Source organism: Cupriavidus sp. 01T418, from assembly GCF_056398885.1.
In genome coordinates this window covers 1-22128 of record NZ_JBFTQG010000034.1, presented here as the reverse complement: position 1 = coordinate 22128, position 22128 = coordinate 1, and the positions used below count along the sequence as shown (strand labels likewise).

General features: G+C 64.0%; 21 protein-coding genes. 8 read left to right on the top strand and 13 right to left on the bottom strand.

What is annotated here, in order from left to right; translation table 11 throughout:
• Nucleotides 1–3 precede the first annotated feature (3 nt).
• The gene (locus AC1DQ3_RS25975) at nt 4–984 is read left to right on the top strand and encodes a tripartite tricarboxylate transporter substrate binding protein (protein WP_477123031.1); all 981 of its coding nucleotides are present in this window, start codon (nt 4–6) and stop codon (nt 982–984) included.
• Nucleotides 985–1366: 382 nt separating this feature from the next.
• Nucleotides 1367–2653 (top strand): amidase, encoded by a 1287-nt coding sequence (locus AC1DQ3_RS25970; protein WP_477123082.1) that lies wholly within the window; start codon nt 1367–1369, stop codon nt 2651–2653.
• A gap of 91 nt (nt 2654–2744) precedes the next feature.
• Here the strand turns inward: AC1DQ3_RS25970 and AC1DQ3_RS25965 are convergent, their stop codons facing one another.
• Nucleotides 2745–4049, bottom strand: a complete 1305-nt coding sequence (locus tag AC1DQ3_RS25965) for an MFS transporter (RefSeq protein ID WP_477123081.1) — start codon at nt 4047–4049, stop codon at nt 2745–2747.
• A gap of 293 nt (nt 4050–4342) precedes the next feature.
• Nucleotides 4343–5542 carry a fumarylacetoacetate hydrolase family protein gene (locus AC1DQ3_RS25960; RefSeq protein WP_477123030.1) on the bottom strand — a complete coding sequence of 400 codons (1200 nt, stop codon included), beginning with the start codon at nt 5540–5542 and terminating at the stop codon, nt 4343–4345.
• A gap of 129 nt (nt 5543–5671) precedes the next feature.
• On the opposite strand from AC1DQ3_RS25960, the gene AC1DQ3_RS25955 reads away from it, so the two are divergent.
• From AC1DQ3_RS25955 to AC1DQ3_RS25940, 4 genes are all read left to right on the top strand, one after another.
• Nucleotides 5672–6646 (top strand): LysR family transcriptional regulator, encoded by a 975-nt coding sequence (locus tag AC1DQ3_RS25955; RefSeq protein ID WP_477123029.1) that lies wholly within the window; start codon nt 5672–5674, stop codon nt 6644–6646.
• 452 nt (nt 6647–7098) lie between these two features.
• Nucleotides 7099–8682: an aldehyde dehydrogenase (NADP(+)) gene (locus AC1DQ3_RS25950; RefSeq protein WP_477123028.1), complete on the top strand. Its 1584-nt coding sequence runs from the start codon at nt 7099–7101 to the stop codon at nt 8680–8682.
• A gap of 58 nt (nt 8683–8740) precedes the next feature.
• Nucleotides 8741–9820 (top strand): Ldh family oxidoreductase, encoded by a 1080-nt coding sequence (locus tag AC1DQ3_RS25945; RefSeq protein WP_477123027.1) that lies wholly within the window; start codon nt 8741–8743, stop codon nt 9818–9820.
• Nucleotides 9821–9867: 47 nt separating this feature from the next.
• Nucleotides 9868–11136: an MFS transporter gene (locus AC1DQ3_RS25940; protein WP_477123026.1), complete on the top strand. Its 1269-nt coding sequence runs from the start codon at nt 9868–9870 to the stop codon at nt 11134–11136.
• A gap of 395 nt (nt 11137–11531) precedes the next feature.
• Here the strand turns inward: AC1DQ3_RS25940 and AC1DQ3_RS25935 are convergent, their stop codons facing one another.
• The 4 genes from AC1DQ3_RS25935 to AC1DQ3_RS25920 form a co-directional block, all read right to left on the bottom strand.
• On the bottom strand, nt 11532–12536 hold the full coding sequence (locus AC1DQ3_RS25935; protein ID WP_477123025.1) for an aldo/keto reductase: 1005 nt from the start codon (nt 12534–12536) through the stop codon (nt 11532–11534).
• Between the two features lie 158 nt (nt 12537–12694).
• Nucleotides 12695–13696: a 2-hydroxyacid dehydrogenase gene (locus AC1DQ3_RS25930; protein ID WP_477123024.1), complete on the bottom strand. Its 1002-nt coding sequence runs from the start codon at nt 13694–13696 to the stop codon at nt 12695–12697.
• A 94-nt stretch (nt 13697–13790) separates the two neighbouring features.
• On the bottom strand, nt 13791–14486 hold the full coding sequence (locus tag AC1DQ3_RS25925) for a fumarylacetoacetate hydrolase family protein (RefSeq protein WP_477123023.1): 696 nt from the start codon (nt 14484–14486) through the stop codon (nt 13791–13793).
• Nucleotides 14487–14541: 55 nt separating this feature from the next.
• Nucleotides 14542–14964 (bottom strand): VOC family protein, encoded by a 423-nt coding sequence (locus AC1DQ3_RS25920; RefSeq protein WP_477123080.1) that lies wholly within the window; start codon nt 14962–14964, stop codon nt 14542–14544.
• A gap of 133 nt (nt 14965–15097) precedes the next feature.
• Here AC1DQ3_RS25920 and AC1DQ3_RS25915 point away from each other — a divergent pair, with 133 nt between their 5' ends.
• Nucleotides 15098–15316, top strand: a complete 219-nt coding sequence (locus AC1DQ3_RS25915; protein WP_477123022.1) for a LysR family transcriptional regulator — start codon at nt 15098–15100, stop codon at nt 15314–15316.
• A gap of 428 nt (nt 15317–15744) precedes the next feature.
• On the opposite strand, the gene AC1DQ3_RS25910 is transcribed toward AC1DQ3_RS25915, so the two are convergent.
• The 3 genes from AC1DQ3_RS25910 to AC1DQ3_RS25900 form a co-directional block, all read right to left on the bottom strand.
• On the bottom strand, nt 15745–16509 hold the full coding sequence (locus AC1DQ3_RS25910; protein WP_477123021.1) for a 2-keto-4-pentenoate hydratase: 765 nt from the start codon (nt 16507–16509) through the stop codon (nt 15745–15747).
• Between the two features lie 2 nt (nt 16510–16511).
• The gene (locus tag AC1DQ3_RS25905) at nt 16512–17822 is read right to left on the bottom strand and encodes an MFS transporter (RefSeq protein WP_477123020.1); all 1311 of its coding nucleotides are present in this window, start codon (nt 17820–17822) and stop codon (nt 16512–16514) included.
• A gap of 243 nt (nt 17823–18065) precedes the next feature.
• Complete coding sequence (locus tag AC1DQ3_RS25900; RefSeq protein ID WP_477123019.1) at nt 18066–19286, bottom strand: pyridoxal-phosphate-dependent aminotransferase family protein; 1221 nt, start codon at nt 19284–19286, stop codon at nt 18066–18068.
• Between the two features lie 171 nt (nt 19287–19457).
• On the opposite strand from AC1DQ3_RS25900, the gene AC1DQ3_RS25895 reads away from it, so the two are divergent.
• A complete protein-coding gene (locus tag AC1DQ3_RS25895) occupies nt 19458–20183 on the top strand; it encodes a GntR family transcriptional regulator (RefSeq protein WP_477123018.1) in 726 nt (241 codons plus the stop codon).
• Between the two features lie 301 nt (nt 20184–20484).
• Here the strand turns inward: AC1DQ3_RS25895 and AC1DQ3_RS25890 are convergent, their stop codons facing one another.
• From AC1DQ3_RS25890 to AC1DQ3_RS25875, 4 genes are all read right to left on the bottom strand, one after another.
• Entirely contained in the window at nt 20485–20622 is a 138-nt protein-coding gene (locus tag AC1DQ3_RS25890; RefSeq protein WP_477123017.1) for a hypothetical protein, read from the bottom strand.
• 41 nt (nt 20623–20663) lie between these two features.
• On the bottom strand, nt 20664–20906 hold the full coding sequence (locus AC1DQ3_RS25885; protein ID WP_477123016.1) for a hypothetical protein: 243 nt from the start codon (nt 20904–20906) through the stop codon (nt 20664–20666).
• A gap of 311 nt (nt 20907–21217) precedes the next feature.
• Nucleotides 21218–21418 carry an aconitase X swivel domain-containing protein gene (locus AC1DQ3_RS25880; protein ID WP_477123079.1) on the bottom strand — a complete coding sequence of 67 codons (201 nt, stop codon included), beginning with the start codon at nt 21416–21418 and terminating at the stop codon, nt 21218–21220.
• Between the two features lie 10 nt (nt 21419–21428).
• On the bottom strand, nt 21429–22128 hold a 700-nt coding region (locus tag AC1DQ3_RS25875), incomplete at its 5' end, for a Bug family tripartite tricarboxylate transporter substrate binding protein (protein ID WP_477123015.1).

Sequence of the window (22128 nt, the reverse complement as noted above, 5' to 3'; positions counted from 1 at the left end):
TCGATGAGGAAAAAGATTGTTCATCTGGTTACTCTAGTGATATCCATCTGCGTATTGGCTACCAGCGCGGATGTTGTGATGGCGCAGCAATATCCGAGCAAGCCGATCAAGTTGATTGTGCCGTTCCCGCCCGCTGGTGCGACGGATGTCATGGGTCGTGCCATTGCCCAGAAGCTGTCGGAAGGTCTCGGCCAAACGGTATTGGTGGAGAACCACCCTGGTGCAGGCAGCACCATCGGAACAGACTTGGTTGCCAAGGCTGCTCCCGATGGCTACACTTTGCTGCTGGCATCGGGCTCGCTTGCCATCGCGGTAAACCTTTACAGCAAGCTTGGTTTCGACGTGATTAAAGACTTCGCGCCTGTGTCGCTGGTTGGCCATGTGCCGCACATGCTGGTAGTGCACCCATCTGTGCCGGCAAAGTCTGTCAAGGAACTTATAGCCCTGGCCAAAGCAAAACCGGGACAGTTAACGGCAGCTTCCCAAGGAAATGGCACCCTGTCTCATTTAGAACTTGAAATGTTCATGRGGGCTGCCGGAGTAGATATGCTGCACGTCCCTTATAAGGGTAGTAATAATGTGATGCCGGACCTGCTGGCGGGAAATGTTTCCGTTTTTTTTGACAGCGTTCCTTCGTCCATGCCATTAGTGAAAAATGGGAAACTGAGAGCGCTGGGGGTCGTGGGCGCCAAGCGCTTGCCTACGAGTCCAGATATCCCAACCCTTGCCGAAGCCGGCCTGCCCGGTTTTGACGCCAAAAACTGGTTCGCATTGCTTGCTCCCGCTGGCACGCCGAAAGAGATCGTCCAATTGCTCAACACACAGATGGCGAAGGTAGTTGCAGCGCCCGATTTGGTGGCGCGTTTGGGTAATCAGGGTGCTATCTTGGAGGCTAGCACACCGGAGCAGCTCGCCGCGATGATGAAAGCGGATTTAGCAAAGTGGGCGAGAGTGGTTAAAGACGCGAACGTGCGCATTAATTGACGGGGGTGGCTTCGATGGTGCCGGTATCCGTAGGGCGATACGCGGGTCGATGATGCACGCGTGCAGCTGTTCGTTACGGCTTGCACCATAGTGGCACCAAGCACAGCAATGCTCGCAATCATTGGTTCATTAGCCTATAGCGATTCTCTCCAAGCAGTAAGCGCGCGCTGCGCGGCTTCGTTCCCGGTTTCAAGGTCATAAGGCAGATCAACGCCTGGGCATCACTGTCTTGCCGGTCGGGCAGGATGCGCGGCAAACGCTGGCCATGTTGCCCTACGGCTACGTGCTCTCGCAGGGGCACGTGGTGGCGCAGCGTACGGCCGAGGCAATAGCAAGTAACGACGAAGTGCGCTCCGCGTATTTCGGCTCACGGAGAACTGATATGGACGATTTCCTGACATTGCCCGCGCGCGAACTCGCGGCACGCATGGCGCAGCGTGAACTCAGCGCCGAGGCAGTGGTACGCGCCTATATCGAGCAAATCGAAGCGACTGAGCCCGGCATACATGCCTGGCAGTTTTTCGATCCGGTACTGGCTTTGCAGCAAGCGCGATTGCTCGATGCAGGTCCCGCAACGGGCGCGCTGCACGGCCTGCCAATCGCTGTGAAGGACCTGATGGACACCGCGGATATGCCTACCACCTACGGCTCGCCCATCTACGCTGCGCATCGACCCGTCACGGATGCCGCGTGCGTGGCTGTGGCGCGCGCGGCAGGCGCTGTGGTGATGGGCAAGACCATTACCACCGAGTTCGCTACATTCCAGCCTGGTGTCACGCGCAATCCGCGCGCGCCGGCTGAGGCGCCGCGCACGCCGGGCGGTTCGTCCAGCGGCTCGGCGGCGGCGGTGGCCGCGGGCATGGTGCCGGTCGCGTTCGGCACGCAGACGGCGGGATCGATCGTGCGCCCAGCCGCTTATTGCGGCGTGGTAGGCTACAAGCCGACTTACGGCACGCTGCCGTCGGCCGGCATCAAGTCGCTCGCGCCAAGCCTGGACACCGTGGGGGCACTGGCACGCACGGTGGACGATGCCGCTTTCTTCATCGGGTCGCTCGCGCGCCTGCCGCTCGCGCCGCAAGCGGGGCAGGCTGGACGGCTGCGCGTCGGCATTTGTCGCACGCCACACTGGAGACGCGCAAGCGACGACAGCCGTCGCGCGCTCGACGAAGCAGCGCATTTCCTGGAGAGCCAGGGCGCCGTGCTGGGCGATCTCGTGCTGCCTGGCGTATTCGACGAACTGACGCAAGCCCAGATCGACATCATGGCTTACGAAGCAGCCGCTGCGTTCGCGCCGGAGATGCGCGCGCACCGCGAAGGTTTCAGCAGCGCATTTGCCGCGCTGCTAGCGGCGGGCAGCAGCATCGATGGCAGCCGCTACTTCACGGCCCAGGCGCTTGCGGCTGCTGCGCGCAGGACATTCGAGTCCATGTTCGATACCGTCGATATCGTCCTCGCACCGAGCGCCGAGGGCGAGGCGCCTGCAGGCCTGGCCGCTACCGGCGACCCGATCTTCAACCGCATGTGGACGCTGCTGGGCAATCCCTGCGTCCATGTGCCCACCGGCACAGGTGCGCACGGCATGCCGGTGGGCGTGACGCTGATCGGCCCATGCCGCGGCGACGCACGCGTGCTGGCGGCAGCGCATGCGCTTGAGCACAGCATCGCGTGAGAAGGCGTGACGGAACAAAATCCCCGGGAGAATCGATTGGCCCAGCAAGACCAACTGGCGCGGATCGCCGCGGAACAGGCGCAGGACCATGTCAACAACGACCGCTTGCAGGTGGCCATCGCCGCGCTGGCAACTTTCGGCGGGGGCGACGGGTCCCAAGGCTTTCTCCTGGGACAGAAGTTGAGCCAGTATCCCTTTGAGGGGTGAGGAAGCTCCCGAGCATCGCAAGCCCGACCAGCGCGAGAACCGCACCGAGTTCGAAGTCCGCTGGAATGCCAACCCGGTCCACGACACCGCCGCCGAGAGACGAACCCACCGCGATTGCGACCTGAATTATGCCAACGAACAGTGCTGAGCCTGCTTCTGGCAGATCGGCTGTCGATTTCTGAATCCACAAGCTGAGGCACAGTGGAATCGCGCCAAATGCGATGCCCCACGCAAGGACGATCGCCACCACTGTCGGGGCAGAATGGCGCAGCGCAGGCATCACTAGCAGCGAGATCAGCAGCATCAGGACCATCGTAGCCAGCGACGCCTTGAGGTTGCGCGTTACCGTTGCCGACACGGCGAAATTGGAAACGAAGCCGATGGCTCCGAAGCCCAGTAAAACCCACGTAATGCCCTCGGTGCTGAAGTCGGCGTATTGCAGCAGGAAAGGGGCAATGAACGTATAGGAAGAAAAGTGAGCGCCGAAGATAAAGGCGACCATGATCAGGCTTCTGCGCGAGTGCGTCCGGCGCAAGAGCGCGAACAGATCAGCGAAACGCAATGCAGCCTTCGAGGGCAGTGACGGGACAAGGATCGCCTGGGCTACCAAGGCGACGGTTACGAGAGTACCGGTCGCTATGAATGATGCCCGCCATGACGCAAGGTTGGCGATAAACGTGCCGAGGGGTACTCCAATCACTGTAGCAAACGTGACCCCCGCCAGAATCATTGCGGTCGCGCGCGCTGCTTCATGCGGCTGCACCAGTCTTCCCGCGGCGGCAAGCGCGAGAGTCCAAAAGCCTCCCAGGCTTGCACCCAGGATGGCGCGCCCGATCAGCATGACCGCGAAATTGGGTGCAAATGCGGATACCAGATTGGACGTCAGCAGCAACACCGAAAGTATGAGCAGGATATGCCGGCGGTCGACCCGTCCAGCCCCGAGCATCATGCCGGGCGCGGAAATGGCCGCCATCACGCCGGGGATCGTGACCATGAGGCCAGCGGTGCCAGGCGTTACGCCGAACTCCCGGGCGATTTGTGGCAAAAGTCCGACCGGCAAGAATTCCGTTGTGACGAACGCAAAGGCGCCCACAGTCACGGAACCCACCGCTAGCCAAGCCCGCATAGGGGAGGGGCTACGGGCTTCATTCAATTGGTCACCTGCCGGGTGACTGTTTTCCATCATCATCAATCTGCTTCCAGGCCATGGGTCTACAGTCGGGTACGCCGATAGGTCTACCGTGACATCGTACAGACAGGCGTTCCGGTAGCTCCATCTCGAAGCGGACGACGGTATCCGTCAACCGCGTCGATGTACCAGGAAACGCCGGCCGGACCGCGATACCCTTGGTCAGGCTGTCTGGGAAGCGCGAGGCTGGCTCGGCACATGCCATCGGTTCATGCTTTGCGCTGGCAGCGCTGCAAATACAGCGCTAAGCCCTGGCTGTCGACAGGGTCTACTCGCATTGGACCACGCGATGTTTAGGCAGACTCTTGCTTTCCGACCGGCAGGCCTCGCTTGACCAGGTTCGCCATTAGCGCGCCGATGCCGAATGTCCACCGCGTGGCTTGGCTGCTGTGGGTGACCACGTTGTGTAACCCGCCGAGTTGTTCATTGCGGATGCTCACGCGGTCGCCCAGCTTGTGGGTGAAGCCGTCGCCTGGCTGGTCGCGGTCCTCGGTGGGCGCGAAGAGCGTGCCGAGGAAAAGCAGGAAACCGTCCGGATACTGGTGATTGGCATTGAGCGTCTGGCCGACGATGTCGGCCGGGTCGCGGCTGATCTGGTTCATGGAACTGGCGCCGCGCAGGGTGTAGCCGTCGTCGCCGGCCACTTCCAGGTTGACTACGCAGGCGCGGACGTCGTCCAGGGTGAAGTGTTCATCGAACAGGCGGATGAAAGGGCCGATGGCGCACGAGGCGTTGTTGTCCTTGGCCTTGCTGAGCAGCAGGGCGCTACGGCCTTCGAAGTCGCGCAGGTTGACGTCGTTGCCGAGGGTGGCGCCATGGATGCGGCCGCGGCTGTCGACGGCCAGCACAACTTCGGGCTCGKGGTTGTTCCATTCGGACTTCGGGTGGATGCCGATGGCGGCGCCGGACCCGACGCTGGCCAGCACGGGCGCTTTGGTGAAGACTTCCGCGTCCGGCCCGATCCCGACTTCCAGGTATTGCGACCACATGCCTTGTTCGATCAGGAGTTGCTTCAGGCGCATAGCTTCGGGCGAGCCGGGGCGGATGGCGCGCAGGTTGTCGCCGATGGTGGCCTGGACGAACTGGCGCACGCTTTCGGCCTTGGCGGGATCGCCGGCGGCTTGCTCTTCGATCACGCGTTCGATCATGCTGGCGGCGAAGGTCACACCGGCAGCCTTGATCACCTGCAGGTCTGCGGGCGCCAGCAGGAAGGGGCGTGCCGGTTCCGGCGTGCCGGCGCTGTTGTCGAGCAGGTCCTGGATGCTGCAGACCAGGCGCCCCTGCACACTGCGCACGGCTTGCAGGGGGGAGTCGCTTTCCAGCAATTGGCTAAGGGTGGCAAAGGAGCGGGACAGGTCGAACACACCGTCGGCGCGCAGTGCCACGGGCGATGGGCCGGCGATCTCGCCGGGAATCCAGGCGCGGCCGATCAGGGTGGCGCGCTCCCAGTCTTCGGGCAGGGAGTTGGAAACTGTGAGTTGCACGTGGGGCATGGGTCGTCTACCGGTCTTGCGGTCTGAGAGCGTACAGGCGCTCCACATTAAAGAGGGCTGCTGATAAACTCCAATGACAATTTTTCAACATTCGATAATGCTGGGTTATCAATCCGGCATGTTGCGCTCATGGCCGACCTCGCTTTCTCCCACCTCTGCAACTGGCTCCGTTTCAAGCATCTGGTGCTGATCGACACACTGGCACGCACCAGCAACATGCACGCCACGGCCGAGCAGATGAACATCAGCCAGCCGGCCGTGAGCAAGATGCTGCGCGAGACCGAGAACCTGCTTGGCTTCGCGCTGTTCCAGCGCCTGCCGCGGAGCATGCCGCCCACCGAGCTGGGGGTGCAGGTGGTGCGTTTCGCGGAGATGGCGCTGAACGACGCGCACCGCTTCCTCGACCAGATGAACCGGCTGCGCAGCGGCGGGCATGGCTTTCTGAAAGTGGGCACCATCTTTGCCGCGACCTCCCTGGTGCTGCCGGAGGCCATCGTGAAGATCAAGGAACGTTACCCGCTGCTGTCCATCGAGGTGGTGGAACACACCAGCGACCATCTGCTGGAGATGCTTGAACAGAAAGAGCTCGACCTGGTGGTGGCGCGTTTCACCGAGGAGCGCCAACGGCAATTGTTCGACTTTCAGCCGCTGGAGCCGGAGCCGTTCTGCATGGTGGTGAACAGTCGGCATCCCCTGTGCGTCATCACGCCGACCCCGCTGGAGCAGCTCGGCGACTGGCCATGGATCCTCTACCCGCAAGGCACGCCGATCCGCGCGCGCATGGAGCGGGCGTTCGCCGATGCCGGGATCCCGTCGCCGGCCAACACCGTGGAGACCATCTCGATGCATACCTTCCTGCAGGTGCTCCAGTCCGGGCCGATGATCGCCATGCTGCCGGAGTCCATGGTGCAGATGCATATCCAGGGCGGCTTGCTCAAGCGGCTCGACACTTCCCTGACGCTCACGCCGCAGGACTACGGCATCCTGACGCGCAAGGACGAGCCGCTCACCGGCTCGGCCCGGGAGTTTGCCTCGATCCTGCTGCGGGGGGCGGCGGGTGGAATGGCTGGCGGCATGGCGGACGATGCGGCGGGACCGACCTGATTTCAATAACGTGAGGTTATTGTTTAATCCAAATATATCATTGGGAAGGTATCGGTCGTCTCTCTAGAATGGGCGCCGTGGAAGTGCCGCAACGCGCGCCTCCAGACAAAAACGATAGCCCCCCGGATGTGCCCCGGGCAGAACGTTTGGGGGCGCCATCCGAGGAGCCCCCCAATGCAGTCCATGGCCCAGCCCATTGCCGCTACGCCGGCAATTGACAGACTCTGCGCTTTCGGCCGCCTGAAGCCGCAACCAGCCGCAACCAGCCGCAACCGGTCCGGCTGCGGCTGGCGCAAACCGCATCGCCTTTGGCTGCGCACGGCCGTCGCACAAGGCTGTGCACCGGCGCCATTCGTCCGGCCGGTATTGACCTGAGCCGGCAATCCGCTTTCATGCTTCATGCCCGGGGCGCACGCTTGCGCGCCCGGTGCATCCTTTCGAAGGAGATTACTATGTCGGACAACGCTGGCTACAACTACATCGGTGGCGGCCGCAGCGCGGCCGGATCCGTCATCTTGCGCAGCCTGGACGCCACCACCGGCGAGGCGCTGCCGCAGCGCTTCATCCAGGCCACGGTGGAGGAGGTGGATGCCGCCGCCAACGCCGCGGCCGCAGCTTTCCCGGCCTATCGTAGCCTGCCGGCCGAGCGCCGCGCGCAGTTCCTGGATGCCATCGCCGATGAGCTGGATGCGCTGGACGAGGCGTTCATCGCCATCGTCTGCCGCGAGACCGCGTTGCCGGCCGCGCGCATCCAGGGCGAGCGCGCCCGCACAAGCGGGCAGATGCGCTTGTTCGCGCGCGTTCTGCGGCGGGGCGATTTCCTCGGCGCCCGCATTGACCGCGCGCAGCCGCAGCGCACGCCGCTGCCGCGCGTGGACCTGCGCCAGTGCCGCATCGGCGTTGGCCCGGTGGCAGTGTTCGGCGCGAGTAATTTCCCGCTGGCGTTTTCTACCGCCGGCGGCGATACGGCCGCCGCACTGGCGGCCGGCTGCCCCGTCGTGTTCAAAGCGCACAGCGGCCACATGGCCACGGCGGAACTGGTGGCGGATGCCATCCTCCGCGCCGCCGGGCGTACCGGCATGCCTGTCGGCGTGTTCAACATGATCTTCGGCGCGGGTGTCGGCGAGACGCTGGTGAAGCATCCGGCCATCCAGGCGGTGGGCTTCACCGGCTCACTCAAGGGCGGCCGCGCCTTGTGTGACATGGCCGCAGCGCGTCAGCACCCGATCCCGGTGTTTGCCGAGATGAGCAGCATCAACCCGGTCGTGCTGTTGCCCGGCGCGTTGCAGGCGCGCGGCGACAAGGTCGCCGGCGAGTTGGCGGCCTCGGTGGTGTTGGGGGCGGGGCAGTTCTGCACCAATCCGGGCCTGGTGATCGGCATCCGCTCCGCCCAGCTCAGCGCCTTTCTCGAGCGCTTCTGCGGGCTGATGCGCGACGTGGCCCCGCAGACCATGCTCAACACCGGCGCGCTGGCCAGCTACAGCCATGGCCTGGAGGCATTGCTGGCGCACCCGGGCGTGACGCGCCTGGCGGGCAGCGAGCAAGAAGGCCACCAAGCGCATGCGCAGGTCTTCAAGGCCGATGTCAGCCTCCTGCTGGAGGGCGACGCGCTGCTGCAGGAGGAAGTCTTCGGCCCGGCGACGGTGGTGGTGGAGGTGGCCGACCGGGAAGAACTGATGCGCGCCTTGCACGGCCTGCGCGGCCAGTTGACTGCCACGCTGATCGGCGAGCCGGCGGACCTGCTGGCGTCCACCGACATCCTCGCGCTGCTGGAAGAGAAGGTTGGCCGCCTGCTGATCAACGGCTACCCGACGGGCGTGGAAGTGTGCGACGCCATGGTCCACGGTGGCCCCTATCCGGCCACCTCCGACGCGCGCGGCACCTCGGTGGGCACGCTGGCCATCGATCGCTTCCTGCGGCCGGTCTGCTTCCAGAACTTCCCCGACGCCTTGCTCCCCGACGCGCTCAAGAATGCCAACCCGCTAGGGATCGAGCGCTTGGTGGACGGCGTGGAGACGCGCGAGGCCCTGGCTTGAGCGCTTGGGCCATCACACCCCCACGAGAGCGGACAAAGCAAAGGCAGGAGGAGATCCAATGCAAACTGAACTGAACACCGGCCGCTATGGCCACCACGCGCTGCTGACCTTCGTCGAGGGCCTGTTCCACAAGGCCGGTGCGCAAGCCGACCTGGCCTCGGTGGTCGCCCGCACGCTGGTCGAGGGCGACCTGCTGGGCCATTCCACCCACGGCACCAACCTGGTCAACGGCTACCTCGGCAGTATTCTGGACGGGCACGCCATTGTCGACACCACGCAGTTCCGCACGCTGTCGCAAAGCGCATCGTCCGCCCTGTTCGACGGCAGCTACGTGCTCGGCCCGTATTGCGTGAGCCGGGCGCTGGACTTTGCCTGCGAGGCGGCGGCCAGCCATGGCATCGGCATTGCGGTGGTCCGGCGCTCGCACCACATCGGCTGCCTTGGCGCCTACCTCCAGCGCGTGACGGACTGCGGGCTGGTTCCGCTGATCTATTCGTCGGATCCGTCAGTGGCCTCGGTCTCGGCCCACGGCGGCATTGAGCCGCTGTTCACGCCGAACCCGATCGCGGTCGGCATTCCCACCCGGCAGGCGCCGATGCTGATCGACGTGAGCATGTCCACCATCACCAACGGTTTCCTCAACAAGACGCGCAATGCCGGCGAGAAGCTGCCGCAGCCGGTGCTGATGTCAAACCAGGGCGTGCTTACCGATGACCCGGAAGCCTTCTTCTCCACGCCGCCCGGCAGCATCCTGCCGCTGGGCGGGCGCGCGTTCGGCCACAAGGGCTTTGCCCTGGGCCTGATGGTGGAGGCGCTGACCTCGGGCCTCGCCGGCCACGGCCGCAAGGACAAGCCCGACGCCTGGGGCGCATCCGTGTGCACGATGGCCATCGACCCGGCCTTCTTCGGTGGGCTCGAGAGCTTTACCGAGGAGTCGTCTCACCTCGCGGATCAGGTTCGCGCCAGCACGCCGGTGGAGGCCGGGCGGCCGGTGCGGCTACCCGGGGCCGCGGGCCTGGCGCTACGCGAGGCGCAGTTGCGCGATGGTGTGAACCTGCCCGGTTTCGTGGTGGCCAGCCTGCAGGCCGCCGCGCAGAGGATGGGGGTCAAGGAGTTCCCCGCAATGCTCAGCCGATAAAGGCCCGCCCGGGCCAGACCCATACTCCATATCAAGGAGACACATTAATGAGAAAAATTAAAAGCTATAAGACGGTCGCGGTCGTGTTCCTGTTCTTCATCGGCGTGGTGAACTACCTGGACCGCAGCGCGCTGTCCATCGCCAACACCTCGATCCAGAAAGACCTGTCCATCAGCCCGTCGGAGATGGGCATCCTGCTGTCAGCGTTCTCCATCGCCTACGCCTTCTCGCAACTGCCCATGGGCATCATCATCGACCGCCTGGGCAGCAAGATCGCCCTGGGCGCGTCGCTGATCTTCTGGTCCGTCGCCCAGACCGTGTTCGGCTTCGCCAGCGGCTTCAGCAACTTCATCGGCCTGCGCGTACTGCTGGGCATCGGCGAGGCGCCGGTGTTCCCATCGGCGGCCAAGGCACTGGCCGAATGGTTCGACGCGGAGGAACGGGGCACGCCCACGGGCCTGGTGTGGTCGTCCACCTGCATCGGCCCCTGCGTGGCGCCGCCGCTGCTGACGCTGTTCATGGTTCACTTCGGCTGGCGCGGCATGTTTGTCATCAGCGGTGTCCTGGGGCTGGTGCTCGCCAGCTGCTGGTTCGTGTTCTACAAGAGCAAGGCCGAATACATCGCCAGTAGCGGCCGCGCCGAGCCGGTGAGCGCACGGGCCGCGCGTCCGAGCATGTCCGAGCAGATGGCCGACTGGGCAATGCTGTTTCGCAGCGGAACAACCTGGGGTGCATTCCTCGGCTTCATGGGCGTGATCTACATGCTCTGGCTGCACCTCACCTGGCTGCCCGGGTATTTCGAGAAGCAGCACGGCATGGACCTGTACAAGACCGCATGGGTGGTTTCGCTGGCCTACCTGTTCGGCGCCATCGGTACGGTGGTCGCCGGACGCGCCTGCGACCTGCTGGTGCGGCGTGGCATGAGCGTCCTGGGCAGCCGCAAGTTCACCATCATTGCCGGCCTGCTGATGGCGGCGGCCTTTACCCTGATGGTGACGTTCGTGACCAATGTGGTGGGCTGCGTGGTGCTGCTGTGCCTGGCGCTGTTCTCCATCAACATGGCCAGCGCTACGGCCTGGATGATCGTCAACACCGTCATATCGTCCAGGCGCGTGGCCTCGTTCGGCTCGATCCAGAACTTCGGCGGCTACCTGGCCGGCTCGGTCGCGCCCATCGTCACCGGCTTCAGCGTGCAGTACAGCGGCTCGTTTTCTTTGGCGTTCGTCATCAGCGCGGCGGTTGCCGTGGCGGCGGCGCTGGCTTACTTCGTGCTGCTGCGCGAACCGATCCAGGAGGCAGTGCCGGTGTTAGCCTGAATCGCGGAGGGCCCTGGTGGCCGCGACGTGCCGCGCGGTCGCCGCGCCGGTCGGCTTGCGAGGTCTGCCTGAGCGCTGGCCCCCGGCCGGATCAATCGTTTTTTGCTTACCAGTGAGTTGCTTGAGGCGCTGTGCCTTGAGGAGTGCAAGCCCAATCGCGGTATTCAATGCAGCCGATGCGGAACTTGTGGTTGTGCGGATGCTAAAGATTTCGGCCATACGAATGGGTTGGCCCAGTAGTCTTCGCGGCGGCGCTGCCAGCCGCGGACGCACTGTGACCAAATGCCGGCTGTGCCAGAGGCTGAGTACCTTGCCCGCTTTGGGGCGATCCGCAGGATTTGCGCCAGTTGGACGGCACTACGCAGTCACAGAAATTCGGACACCCCCGTCTCGGGTCAGAAATTCTCTGTATCCACCTCGCTGTTGCCCTGCGGATTGTAGCGGTTGCCCACCACGGTTCGCTGGTTGATCACTGACTCCAAACGGGCCATGTCATCTGCGCTGAGCTTCACATCGATCGCCCCGAGATCGTCCAGTAAGTGCGCCACGCTGGTGGTGCCAGGGATCGGAATGATGTCATTGCCACGATGCAACAGCCAAGCCAGCGAGAGCTGTGCCAGCGAGCAACCGACGTCGCGGGCAATGGCTTTGTAGCCGTCCAGCAGCGACAAGTTTGCGGCGTAAGCCTCGGGTGCAAAGCGTGGCATGGAGCGGCGGATGTCCTTGGCTTCGAGCGAGGCTACGTCGGTCAGTTCACCGCACAAAAAGCCGCGTGCCAGAGGGCTGAAGGCGACGAGGGCCACACCAAGTTCGCGGCAGGCCTCGAGTACGGCGATTTCCGGGTTGCGCGTCCACAAGGAATATTCGGTCTGCAACGCGGTGATGGGATGCACGTTGTGGGCTTTGCGCAGCGTGGTTGCCGACACTTCCGATAGACCGATGGCGCGGACATAGCCCTTGCGCACCAGATCGCTCAGGGCGCCGACGCTATCCTCGATGGGTACTTTCTTGTCCCAGCGGTGCAGGTAGTACAGGTCAATCACGTCGGTACCCAGTCGCTTGAGCGCGGCTTCGCAGGTGGCCCGGATGGTCTGTGGTCGGCCGTCGATGACTCGCACGGGCTTGCCATCGCCATTGATGTCTACGCCGGTCATGCCGCACTTGCTGGCCAGGGTGAACTGGTTGCGGTGCTTGGACAGGATGTTGCCGACTAGCTTCTCATTTGCACCGAAGCCGTATAGGGCGGCCGTGTCAAAAAAATTGACGCCAGCATCCAGCGCGGTCAGCAGTACCTTTTCGGCTTGCTCGGCCGATGGTGGCACTCCGTAGGCGTGGCTCAGGTTCATGCAGCCCAGACCGATGGCGCTGACGTTGAAAGTGCCGAGTTTGCGTTGTTGCATTGGATGATCTTCCGAAAAAAGGTGCCCCCGATACGGTGACCCTCGAGGGATGTACTCTAGTATCCGCGATTGCCAGCACGGTGATTCCGGGTTTACCTTGGACCAAATCGTGCGCAATGCACTTAATGTTTACGGACGATGCCGGACGATGTGGGGCTTCATCCCGCGTGGCGTCGGGCATCGAGGACATCTCGCACTTCTGGATTCACGCAGGTCGAGGTGATACGGCCGGCGAGTGCGTCGAGCAGGTTGCGGGCAGCGCGCAACGCCATCGCGTCGCGTGTCTGTTGCGTAGCCGAGCCAATATGCGGCAGGGCGACGACGTTCGGCATTGTCAATAGCGGCGAGTCCGGTGGCAGCGGTTCGCGCTCGAACACGTCGAGTCCGGCGCCGAGGATGCGGCGTTCCCGCAGCGCCTCGATGAGCGCGGCTTCGTCGACCACCTGGCCGCGCGCGCAGTTGACGAGGATCGCCGTTCGCTTCATCAGGCGGAGTTCTGCCGCGCCGATCAGCCGCTCGGTCGCGGCGGACAACGGCACCAGCAGGCACACGAAATCGGCCTGCGCGAGCAGTTCCGGCAACGTGCGCCATTGCGCACCGTAGGCTTCTTCCACTTCGTGATTACGTGTGCGATTGCAATACAGCACGTCCATGCCGAAACCCAGCGCCGCGCGTCGCGCGAGGGCGCCGCCGATGCGTCCGAGCCCGACGATGCCGAGCGCCTTGTGATGAACGTCGACGCCGAACTGAGCCGCTCCGACCGACGCACGCCATTCACCACGCCGCGCCCATTCGGCGAGTTCGACGACACGCCGCGCGCTCGCGAGCAGCAGGGTGAACGCGAGATCCGCGGTGGTTTCGGTCAATTCGTCGGGCGTGTTGTTGAGGACGATGCCGCGCCGCGTCAGGTCCTCGACATCGAATGCATCGAATCCGGCGGAAATGGTCGATGCCGCTTCCAGAAATGGTGCGGCGTCAAGCAGCTCCGGCGTGATCTTCATGTTGTTGCCGAGGATGCCGTGTGCCCGCGCGAGCGCTTCGATCAACGGCGCGCGGCTTGCGGCAGCGACCTGTTCAACCTCGACCACGTCATGCTGTTCGCGCAACAGCGCGAGCGCGCTCTGCGGCACGCTCCGGTACACGACGATTCGTTTTCTCATCGGGGGTTCCTTCGCGAGGGGCCGTTTAGGCAGGCGGGAAGCTGGGCGCGGTAAGACTGGTCTTGCCCGCCTTGCTGCCGCCATTGCGCTGGTTTTACCGCCTGCCGACCCGGAAGGCGATCTCGCCGACACCCGCGACACCCGCCGTGACTTCATCGCCGGGTTGCAGCTCGCCGACACCGGCGGGCGTGCCGGTGAAGATCAGGTCGCCGGGAGCGAGGGCCACGCTTTGTGAGACATAGGCTATGACATCCGCCACGGGCCAGATCAGCTCGTTCAGGTCGCCTTCCTGGCGGATCTCGCCGTTCACCTTGAGCCATATACGGCCCTCGGCGGGATGCCCGACACTGGCCACGGAATGCAACGGGCCGCACGGGCCGGAAGCATCGAAACCCTTTGACCAGTCCCAGGGCCGGCTCATCTTCTTGGCGGTGTCCTGCAGGTCGCGGCGGGTCAGGTCGACACCCACGCCGTAGCCCCAGACCAGATCCTGCGCTTGCTCCGGCTTGAGGTTGGCGCCACCCTTGCCGATCGCCACCACCAGTTCGATCTCGTGGTGGAGGTTTTCCGTCAGCGGCGGATAAGGCACAGTTCCTTCGGCGGCCACGACGGCGTCCGCGGGCTTGGTGAAGAAGAACGGCGGCTCGCGGTCCGGGTCATTGCCCATCTCGCGGGCGTGCGCGGCGTAGTTGCGGCCTACGCAGAACACGCGGCGGATGGGGAAGCGGGCGCTGCTGCCGGCCACGGCGACGCTCGCCTGCTCGGCGGGCTGGATAACGAATTCAGTCATTTTCGGTACTTGTTCCGTGCGGGCCAACGTGGGCCCGTGTACGAGGAGAAATTAATTACTTGGCGAAAACCTGGCTGAGGTCGCCGAACGCCTTGAACTCCAGAGCGTTGCCCGACGGGTCGAGGAAGAACATGGTCGCCTGCTCGCCAACCTGTCCTTTAAAGCGCACATGCGGCTCGATTACGAACTTCGTATTAGCGGCGCGCAGATTGTTCGCCAGCGCTTCCCATTCTTCCATCGGCAAGATCGCGCCGAAATGCCGCACCGGCACCTCATCGCCATCGACCGCGCTGGTCGCGCGATGGCCGCATTCTTCCGGCGCCAGGTGGGCGACCACCTGGTGGCCGTAGAAATTGAAATCTATCCAGGCATCGGAGCTGCGGCCCTCAGGGCAACCCAGCAGTTCGCCATAGAAGCGGCGGGCTTCGCTCAGGTCGTGAACGGGAAATGCCAGGTGAAACAACGGAGTTGCGTTCATGAGAAGGTTCTTTCTTGTCACGGGGTAGCGGAATTGAGAAGTGTTGTGGTGTTCCCGTTGCACTGATTGTAATCAGCAGAACTCGTAATATGAAACGAATTATTTCTGTTCTAAGAATCAAAAATTTCGATAGATGGGCTACTACTTCTGTACCTTCCTTGTCGTCGCGGAAGCTGCCTCGTTCTCCGCCGCCGGCGCACGGCTTGCTGCCATGAGCACGCTGGTACGCCGGCTGGAGGAGGACCTGGGATACAGTTTGTTCGATCGCGCTGGCAAGTCGATCGCGCTGAGCGAGGAGAGCCGCAGGCTGCTGCCCGAAGCCTCCGCTTCCTCAAGCTCTATGAATCGATGAGGGTCCGCGCGCGCACTATCTTCGATATGACGCCGCTGGACTAGGCGCTGCTCGACCGTGCAGGCCGCGCTGCTGCGCAAGGCCATGAAGCGCTTTCGCGCTGGCTTTCCCAAGCCGCACGTCAATATCATCCCGGCATGTCGAGACCGCGCCAGAGCGGGCGCTAAGTGGCGACGCGATGAACACATTCATCTCGTCAAGACTGGCAATACGTCCGGGATCGCTCGCGGCTGGCGGGGAGCGAGGCTCCCTACGGCGCAAGCGCCGCCGCTGCCGGCGTCGAACTCCGCCGTGCCGGTACCCCCGCCCGTCACCACTGGCTTTGCGACGGCACGAGGTGGATCGGCTTTGCCAGCAGGGAGGAGGGATGGTTCATGGCTTTCTACCAGTGGCTTGTGGGTATCGGCGCCGCGTCTGCGCGCGGCTTGTTACGCGAGGATGAGTTCGACCGGAGGCAGGCCGGCGATCCTGCCCAGCGCCGCGCCCGGCTTGTCCGGGAAATGCATGCCGGTATAGGACCCGGTCGTGACCAGCGTGCCGTGCCCCACGGTCATGCCGCGCGCGGTGCAGTGGTTGACCACCCACGGCAGCAGGCGGCGCGGGTCGCCGGCGGGATTGGCCGGCGCGCCCTTGACCACGTCCTCGCCATCGAAGGTGAAGAACAGGCCTGGATCCAGGAAGGGATAGCCGGGCTCGTAGGGCACGTATTCGCCGACGATCAGGGCGCCGTGGTTCTGCAGGTCGGCAAGCTGCGCCAGCTTGTCCACCGCGGGCCATTCCTGGTACCGGCTCGCCACTACCTCGATCGCGGCCGCCATGGTTTGCACGCCATCCAGCACCTCCTCGCAGGAATAAGGAGCGCCGCGCGGCGTGAAGGCCCGCCCGAAGCAGAACGCAATCTCCAGTTCCAGGCCAAGCGGGCGGAAGCCGCTGCGCGACAGCGTTGCCGGGCTCGGATGCACGCAGTCGTCCGGCAGCGGCGCGCCCTGGATCGGGCCGGTCGCCGATTTCGCGCCGACTTTCCAGCCGCCGATGCCGGCCTGGCGCAGGCGCAGCACTTCGGCTTGCACTGCGTAGGCGGTGTCGGCATCCTGCGGCAGCAGTTCGGTGGGCAAGGCGGAGAAGCAAAGGCCTTCGCTGCCGGCGCGTGCGAGCCGGCTGGCGAGTTCCTGTTCCAAATGGGGATAGCTCATGATCAGGTTTCTGTTGGCGAATGGGGAGCGCGCATCGCTGATGCGTGCAATTGCTTGGAGTTGGCCGCGGCAGCGGGCTCGCTCTCGAACTTGCTTTCCGGCTGCATGCGCAAGGCCAGCACCACGCCGATGCCCATCAGCACCATGCTGCCGATAAAGGGCAGTTCCCAGCTGCCGAAGCGGTCGATCAGGTAGCCCGACAGCACCGGCGAGATGATCGCGGCCAGCGCGGAGCCGGAATTCATCATCCCGCTCGCGGTACCGGAATGCTCCGGCGCGATATCCATGGGGATCGCCCACATCGGCCCGATGGTCATCTCGGAAAAGAAGAAACCGGCGGCCAGGCAAGCCATCGAGACGTAGAGCTGGTGGGTGAACAACATGGGGATCAGCGACAGCATCGTCAGCAGCATGCAGACCGCCACCATCCAGCTGCGGGCGCGCTTCAGGCTGCCGGTACGCTCGTAGAGCTTGTCGGTGACGATGCCGCCGAGCGTGTCGCCTAGCACGCCGGCAAAGAACACGGCGGAGGCGAAGATGGCAGACTTCTTCAGGTCCAGGTCGTAGCTATGCAGGAAGTACTGGGGAATCCAGCTCAGGAACAGCCACAGGGTCCAGGCGTAGCAGAAGTAGACGATGGTCACCGGCGCCATGCGCTTGAACAGGCGGCGCCAGGGCACGTTGCCGGCCTTCTTCTTGGGGGCGGGCAGCGTTTCGAGCTCGTCCGCCGTGATGCGGGGATGATCCTTCGGGTGCTCGGTGAAGGTCACCGCCCACAACGCCACCCAGACCAGGCTGATCACGCCGCAGAGATAGAACGACTCACGCCAGCCATAGACCGCCATGATGGCGACGACCGCGGCCGGGGCCACGGCGTTGCCCACCCGTGCGCAGGCGTGGGTGATGCCTTGCGCGAAGCCGCGCCTCTCCTTGGGCACCCAGCGCGCCATGGCGGCGGTGGCAGCCGGAAACGTGGCGCCCTCGCCCAGCCCGAGCAGCAGGCGCGCGGCCAACAGGGAAATTAGCCCGCCGGCGAAACCTGTCAACAAGGTGGCAATGGCCCAGAGCACGCCGCAGACCATCAGGGTGCGCTTGGCGCCGAACCGGTCGCTGACCCAGCCGCCGATGATCTGGAACACCAGGTAGGGGTAGGCGAAGGCCGAGAACACCAGGCCGATCTGGGTCTTGCTGAGGTTGAACTCCTGGCCAAAGCCGGCTGCGGCCGTGCTGACGTTGACGCGGTCCAGGTAGGTGATGAAATACATGATGCATAGCATCCCCAGCACGACGCTGGTTGCACGCAGGCGCTTCATGGCTTGTCTCCGTTGCATTGTTCCTGCCCGCCCGGCGGGTGCCGGGCCCGGGGTAAATTCATCGGGGCCGGCTCTCTGGCCGGTTCCCGCTGGTGCGCGTCAGACGGCGGGGCACCAAAAGGCAACACCTCTCCCTGGCCTCACCCCGGGAGGCGAAGCCATGCCTGTCTGCACTTGCTGTGATTCAGGAAGGCCGGCGTGCGCCTGCCACGCGGGCGAGCCGCTCGGCCTTCCGGTGACGGTTCAGGCCGCGGCCTTCAGCGTTGGCGTGTCCGCGTGCGAGGCCAGGTACTCCATCGCCGCCACGACCCCGCTCGCCGCCACCGGCACGCCGGCGAGCTTCAGCCCCATCTCGCAACCGGACAGCGTGGCCATCAGGGTCAGGTCGTTGCAGTCGCCGAGATGCCCGATGCGGAACATCTTGCCGCGCATCTTGCCCAGCGCCTGGCCCAGCGACATGTCGAAGCGTTCGTAGATGTGCTTGCGCACCGCGTCGGCGTCGACGCCCTCCGGCATCATCACGCCGGTCAGCACCGGGCTGTACACCGAGGCGTCCGCACACTGGATCTCCAGGCCCCAGGCCCGCACCGCGCGGCGGGTCGCCTCGGCCAGCCGCTGGTGCCGCGCGAAGACGTTATCCAGGCCCTCATCCAGGATCATGTCCAGCGCTTCCGACAGCCCATAGAGCAGGTTGGTGTTCGGCGTGTACGGCCAGTAGCCGTTCTTGTTGGCCTCGATGATCTCGTCCCATCCCCAAAAAGCGCGCGGCAGCTTTGCCTGCTTGCTGGCGGCGATCGCCTTCGGCGACAACGCGTTGAAGCTGATCCCCGGCGGCAGCATCAGGCCCTTCTGCGAGCCCGACACCGTTACGTCCACGCCCCACTCGTCGTGGCGGTAGTCCGCCGAGGCCAGTCCGGAGATGGTGTCAACCAGCAGCAGCGCCGGGTGGCCGGCCGCGTCGATGGCGCGGCGCACGGCGGCAATGTTCGAGGTAACGCCGGTCGAAGTCTCGTTGTGCACCACGCATACGGCCTTGATGGCGTGCGCGCTGTCGGCGCGCAGGCGGGCTTCGATCATGTCGGCCTGCACGCCCCGGCGCCAGCCCTCGATGCCCGGCAGGCCCAGGAATTCCGGCTTCAGCCCCAGTGCCTCCGCCATCTTCTTCCACAGCGTGGCGAAGTGACCCGTTTCGAACATCAGCACGTTGTCGCCGGGGCTGAGCGTATTGGTCAGCGCGGCTTCCCAGGCCCCCGTGCCGGAGGCCGGATAGATGATCACCGGCTGCGCGGTCTTGAAGATCTTCTTGATATCGGCCAGCACCTTGCGGCCCAGCGCGCCGAACTCCGGACCGCGGTGATCAATGGTCGGATAGCTCATGGCACGCAGGATGCGGTCGGGCACGGGGCTCGGACCGGGGATCTGGAGGAAGTGGCGGCCGGCGGGGTGGAAGTCTAGCTTGATCATGGATTGGTCCCTCCTTTGTGGATTATGCATTTTGCATTCAAAATACTTTAGCAGGCGTGGCGGGCAATCTCCAAGTACTGTTTCGGGGTAAACACTGGGGGTTTACCCCGATCCCGGGCGCCGGGCAGGAGATGCAGTAAAATGCGAAAAACGCAGAGATAAGGACTTTGTATGCAGAATCTAATTGGCGGCGACCTCGTCCGCCCTGCGCCGGTCCTCCCCAAAGTCGAACGGCAACGGCTTCACGACACGGTGGTCGAGCACCTGCGCAAATTCATCGTGGAAGGCGTGCTGGCGCCAGGCATGAAGCTCAATGAACGCGAATTGTGCGAAACCCTCGGGATCTCACGCACGCCGCTGCGCGAGGCGTTCAAGGTGCTGGCGGCGGAAGGCCTGATCGAGATTTCTCCCAACCGGGGCGCCAGCGTCTCGCGCATGACGGAATCGGAAGTGTGGGAAACCTTCGAGCTGATGAGCGGCCTCGAGGCGTTTTCGGGCGAGCTGGCGTGCGAGCGCATGACGCCGGCCGAACTGGCGGAGATCAAGGCGCTGCATTATTCGATGCTGGCCTGCCGGGTGCAGAACGACCTGCCGGGCTACTACAGCCGCAACCAGGAAATTCACGACCGGATCAACGAGGCGGCGCGCAATGCCACGCTGCGCCAGACCTACCAGAGCATCAACCGGCGCCTGAAGGCGCTGCGCTTCCGCTCGAATCAACAGACCGACAAGTGGGATCGCGCCGTGCACGATCACGAAGACATGATCAAGGCGCTGGAAGCGCGCGACGGCAAGTTGCTGGGCACCATCCTGAAGCGGCACTTGCTGGAGAAGCGCGACGCCATCATGCAAATCCATCCGGATCCTGTAGGCGAGCCGGCCACCCCAAACGCATAGGCGCCCGCTCGCATGCACAGGGCCGGCAACGGCTCTGGTGCAAAACGATGTGCCTACTGGATGGCTACCGCGGTAGCACTATCTGGCACCCCCGCTGTTCGAGCTTGTCGTTGAGATTCGGAAACGCTGTGCAGCGGGCGGCAGATCAGATCGAGCATCGCGCCATCGTGGGGGAAGTTGTACCGCAAGTCGCCTCGAAACGCCGTGGTGCTCAGTATCGACGAGAAGACCGCCATTCAAGCGACGTGAACCCTCGCCGGCGCGGCTGCATCGGCGCGAGTTTGCCCCGCATCTCCTTTCGCTAAGGCCGACTGCAACGCATGTGCAAGACGCTGAAAGGCGTCGATTGTTCTATGGACGCTTCGGTATTCGGTACCCCGATCTTGCCGTCAAGGTCGATCAGCATCCCGGCATCCTGTGCCAATTCGAGGATGTTCATCTGGAGCCTATAAACCATAGATCTCTCGCCTGGCCTGTCGCTCATGCCGCGAGCTGGCAGGCACGTATCCCCAGCATGTCCGTCTTTGGTGGGAAGACATTCCACGACCCGTCATCGTGCCGGAAGAAAACGATCGTCACCCATCCTTCTGGCCGCAACGTGCCAATGCGGACGTAGCGCCTTCGATCCGAAGGCGCGCGAGTGAACTCGATCACACGCAACGCCGCACCAGGCCCGAACCACTTGGCGGCCTGCACACGCACGGACTTCTTGCCGGTATGCATATCCTTCTCCTTCAACCACATTCGCTTTTGTTTGCGCAACTCCGTTTCGTGCGCCGTCGGGCGGCTATATCCTTGAGGCGTTCGCCGCGGTGCGGCGACTGGCCACGATAGGATTCGAGGAAACGGCAACGAGACACCCGTTTTCAGGCACTCGATTGCACGGAATGGTAGTCCCCGTCACCGCGGACAGGGACCGGCCTGTTACCTTATTTCGGCCCGTGCACGCGTTGCGGCCCTTCCGCGATCTGGCCCGATAGCTGCGCCTCATCGAACCAGCACGCGAATCGTCCTGGCTTCCGGATCGATCTGGATCATGTCCCCAGCGCTGCTCCCTGTGCGAGGACTGTGTTGACAGTATTGAACACGATCGCCAGCGGCGTCATATCGCGCGATTGCATTTCGTGCAGCATCCACAAGGTTGGGACACCACCCTTCGCCGTATCGAGCACGAGAGTCTTGTCGAACGACTGGCGTGCGACCTTTTGCGCGGGGCGAGAGAAAACGCCAGGCAGACGATTCAGCTCAGTTCTGTTTTGGGATATGCGCGGATTCGATGAGGCCGGCCCATTTCTTCTGCTCGCTGGCGACGAATCGCGCGAACTCTTCGCGGGAGCCGGTGCCTACCGATGCGTTGGCGTCGGTCAGCTCCTTGCGCAAGGCGTCGGTCTTCAGCACTTTCTCCAGCGCGGCGCTAACCCGGTCGACGATCGGCTGTGGCGTGCCCTTGGGAAACACCAGACCGCCCCACGAGACGTTCTCGTAGCCTTTCAGTCCGGACTCGTCCAGGGTCGGCAGATTGGGATAGAGTGGAATACGCTCGCGGCTGGTGATCGCCAGCGCGCGCAGCTTGCCGCTTTTGACGAGCGGCCATGCGACCGAGGCATTGGTAAACGTGTAGTCAAGCCGGCCGCCGGCGAGGTCGGTGAGGGACGGCGGGTCGCCGTTGTAGGGGATGAACAACACGTCGATGCCCGCCATCTTCTTGAATAGCTCGCCGCCCATGTGGCCACTGCTACCGGTACCGGCCGCGGCATATGACAGCTTGCCGGGCTCCTTCCTGGCCAGCGCAATCAGTTCGGCGACGTTCCTGATCGGGGAGTCGCCACGAACCACGAGCAGGTTGTAGATCGAGAACATGCGGCCCACGGGCACAAAGTCCCTTTGCGGATCATAGGGAAGCTTGCTGAACAGGCCGGGGTTGACGGCCAGGGTGTTGATATTG

Bases quoted from the DNA above. Each gene is read 5' to 3' on its own strand.
- AC1DQ3_RS25895 (WP_477123018.1), top strand. From the start codon at position 19,458: ATGCAGAATCTAATTGGCGGCGACCTCGTCCGCCCTGCGCCGGTCCTC.
- AC1DQ3_RS25950 (WP_477123028.1), top strand. From the start codon at position 7,099: ATGTCGGACAACGCTGGCTACAACTACATCGGTGGCGGCCGCAGCGCG.
- AC1DQ3_RS25965 (WP_477123081.1), bottom strand. From the start codon at position 4,049: ATGATGATGGAAAACAGTCACCCGGCAGGTGACCAATTGAATGAAGCC.
- AC1DQ3_RS25910 (WP_477123021.1), bottom strand. From the start codon at position 16,509: ATGAGCTATCCCCATTTGGAACAGGAACTCGCCAGCCGGCTCGCACGC.
- AC1DQ3_RS25920 (WP_477123080.1), bottom strand. From the start codon at position 14,964: ATGAACGCAACTCCGTTGTTTCACCTGGCATTTCCCGTTCACGACCTG.
- AC1DQ3_RS25925 (WP_477123023.1), bottom strand. From the start codon at position 14,486: ATGACTGAATTCGTTATCCAGCCCGCCGAGCAGGCGAGCGTCGCCGTG.
- AC1DQ3_RS25885 (WP_477123016.1), bottom strand. From the start codon at position 20,906: ATGCATACCGGCAAGAAGTCCGTGCGTGTGCAGGCCGCCAAGTGGTTC.
- AC1DQ3_RS25900 (WP_477123019.1), bottom strand. From the start codon at position 19,286: ATGATCAAGCTAGACTTCCACCCCGCCGGCCGCCACTTCCTCCAGATC.
- AC1DQ3_RS25955 (WP_477123029.1), top strand. From the start codon at position 5,672: ATGGCCGACCTCGCTTTCTCCCACCTCTGCAACTGGCTCCGTTTCAAG.
- AC1DQ3_RS25890 (WP_477123017.1), bottom strand. From the start codon at position 20,622: ATGAACATCCTCGAATTGGCACAGGATGCCGGGATGCTGATCGACCTT.
- AC1DQ3_RS25915 (WP_477123022.1), top strand. From the start codon at position 15,098: ATGGGCTACTACTTCTGTACCTTCCTTGTCGTCGCGGAAGCTGCCTCG.
- AC1DQ3_RS25970 (WP_477123082.1), top strand. From the start codon at position 1,367: ATGGACGATTTCCTGACATTGCCCGCGCGCGAACTCGCGGCACGCATG.
- AC1DQ3_RS25945 (WP_477123027.1), top strand. From the start codon at position 8,741: ATGCAAACTGAACTGAACACCGGCCGCTATGGCCACCACGCGCTGCTG.
- AC1DQ3_RS25935 (WP_477123025.1), bottom strand. From the start codon at position 12,536: ATGCAACAACGCAAACTCGGCACTTTCAACGTCAGCGCCATCGGTCTG.
- AC1DQ3_RS25930 (WP_477123024.1), bottom strand. From the start codon at position 13,696: ATGAGAAAACGAATCGTCGTGTACCGGAGCGTGCCGCAGAGCGCGCTC.
- AC1DQ3_RS25940 (WP_477123026.1), top strand. From the start codon at position 9,868: ATGAGAAAAATTAAAAGCTATAAGACGGTCGCGGTCGTGTTCCTGTTC.
- AC1DQ3_RS25905 (WP_477123020.1), bottom strand. From the start codon at position 17,822: ATGAAGCGCCTGCGTGCAACCAGCGTCGTGCTGGGGATGCTATGCATC.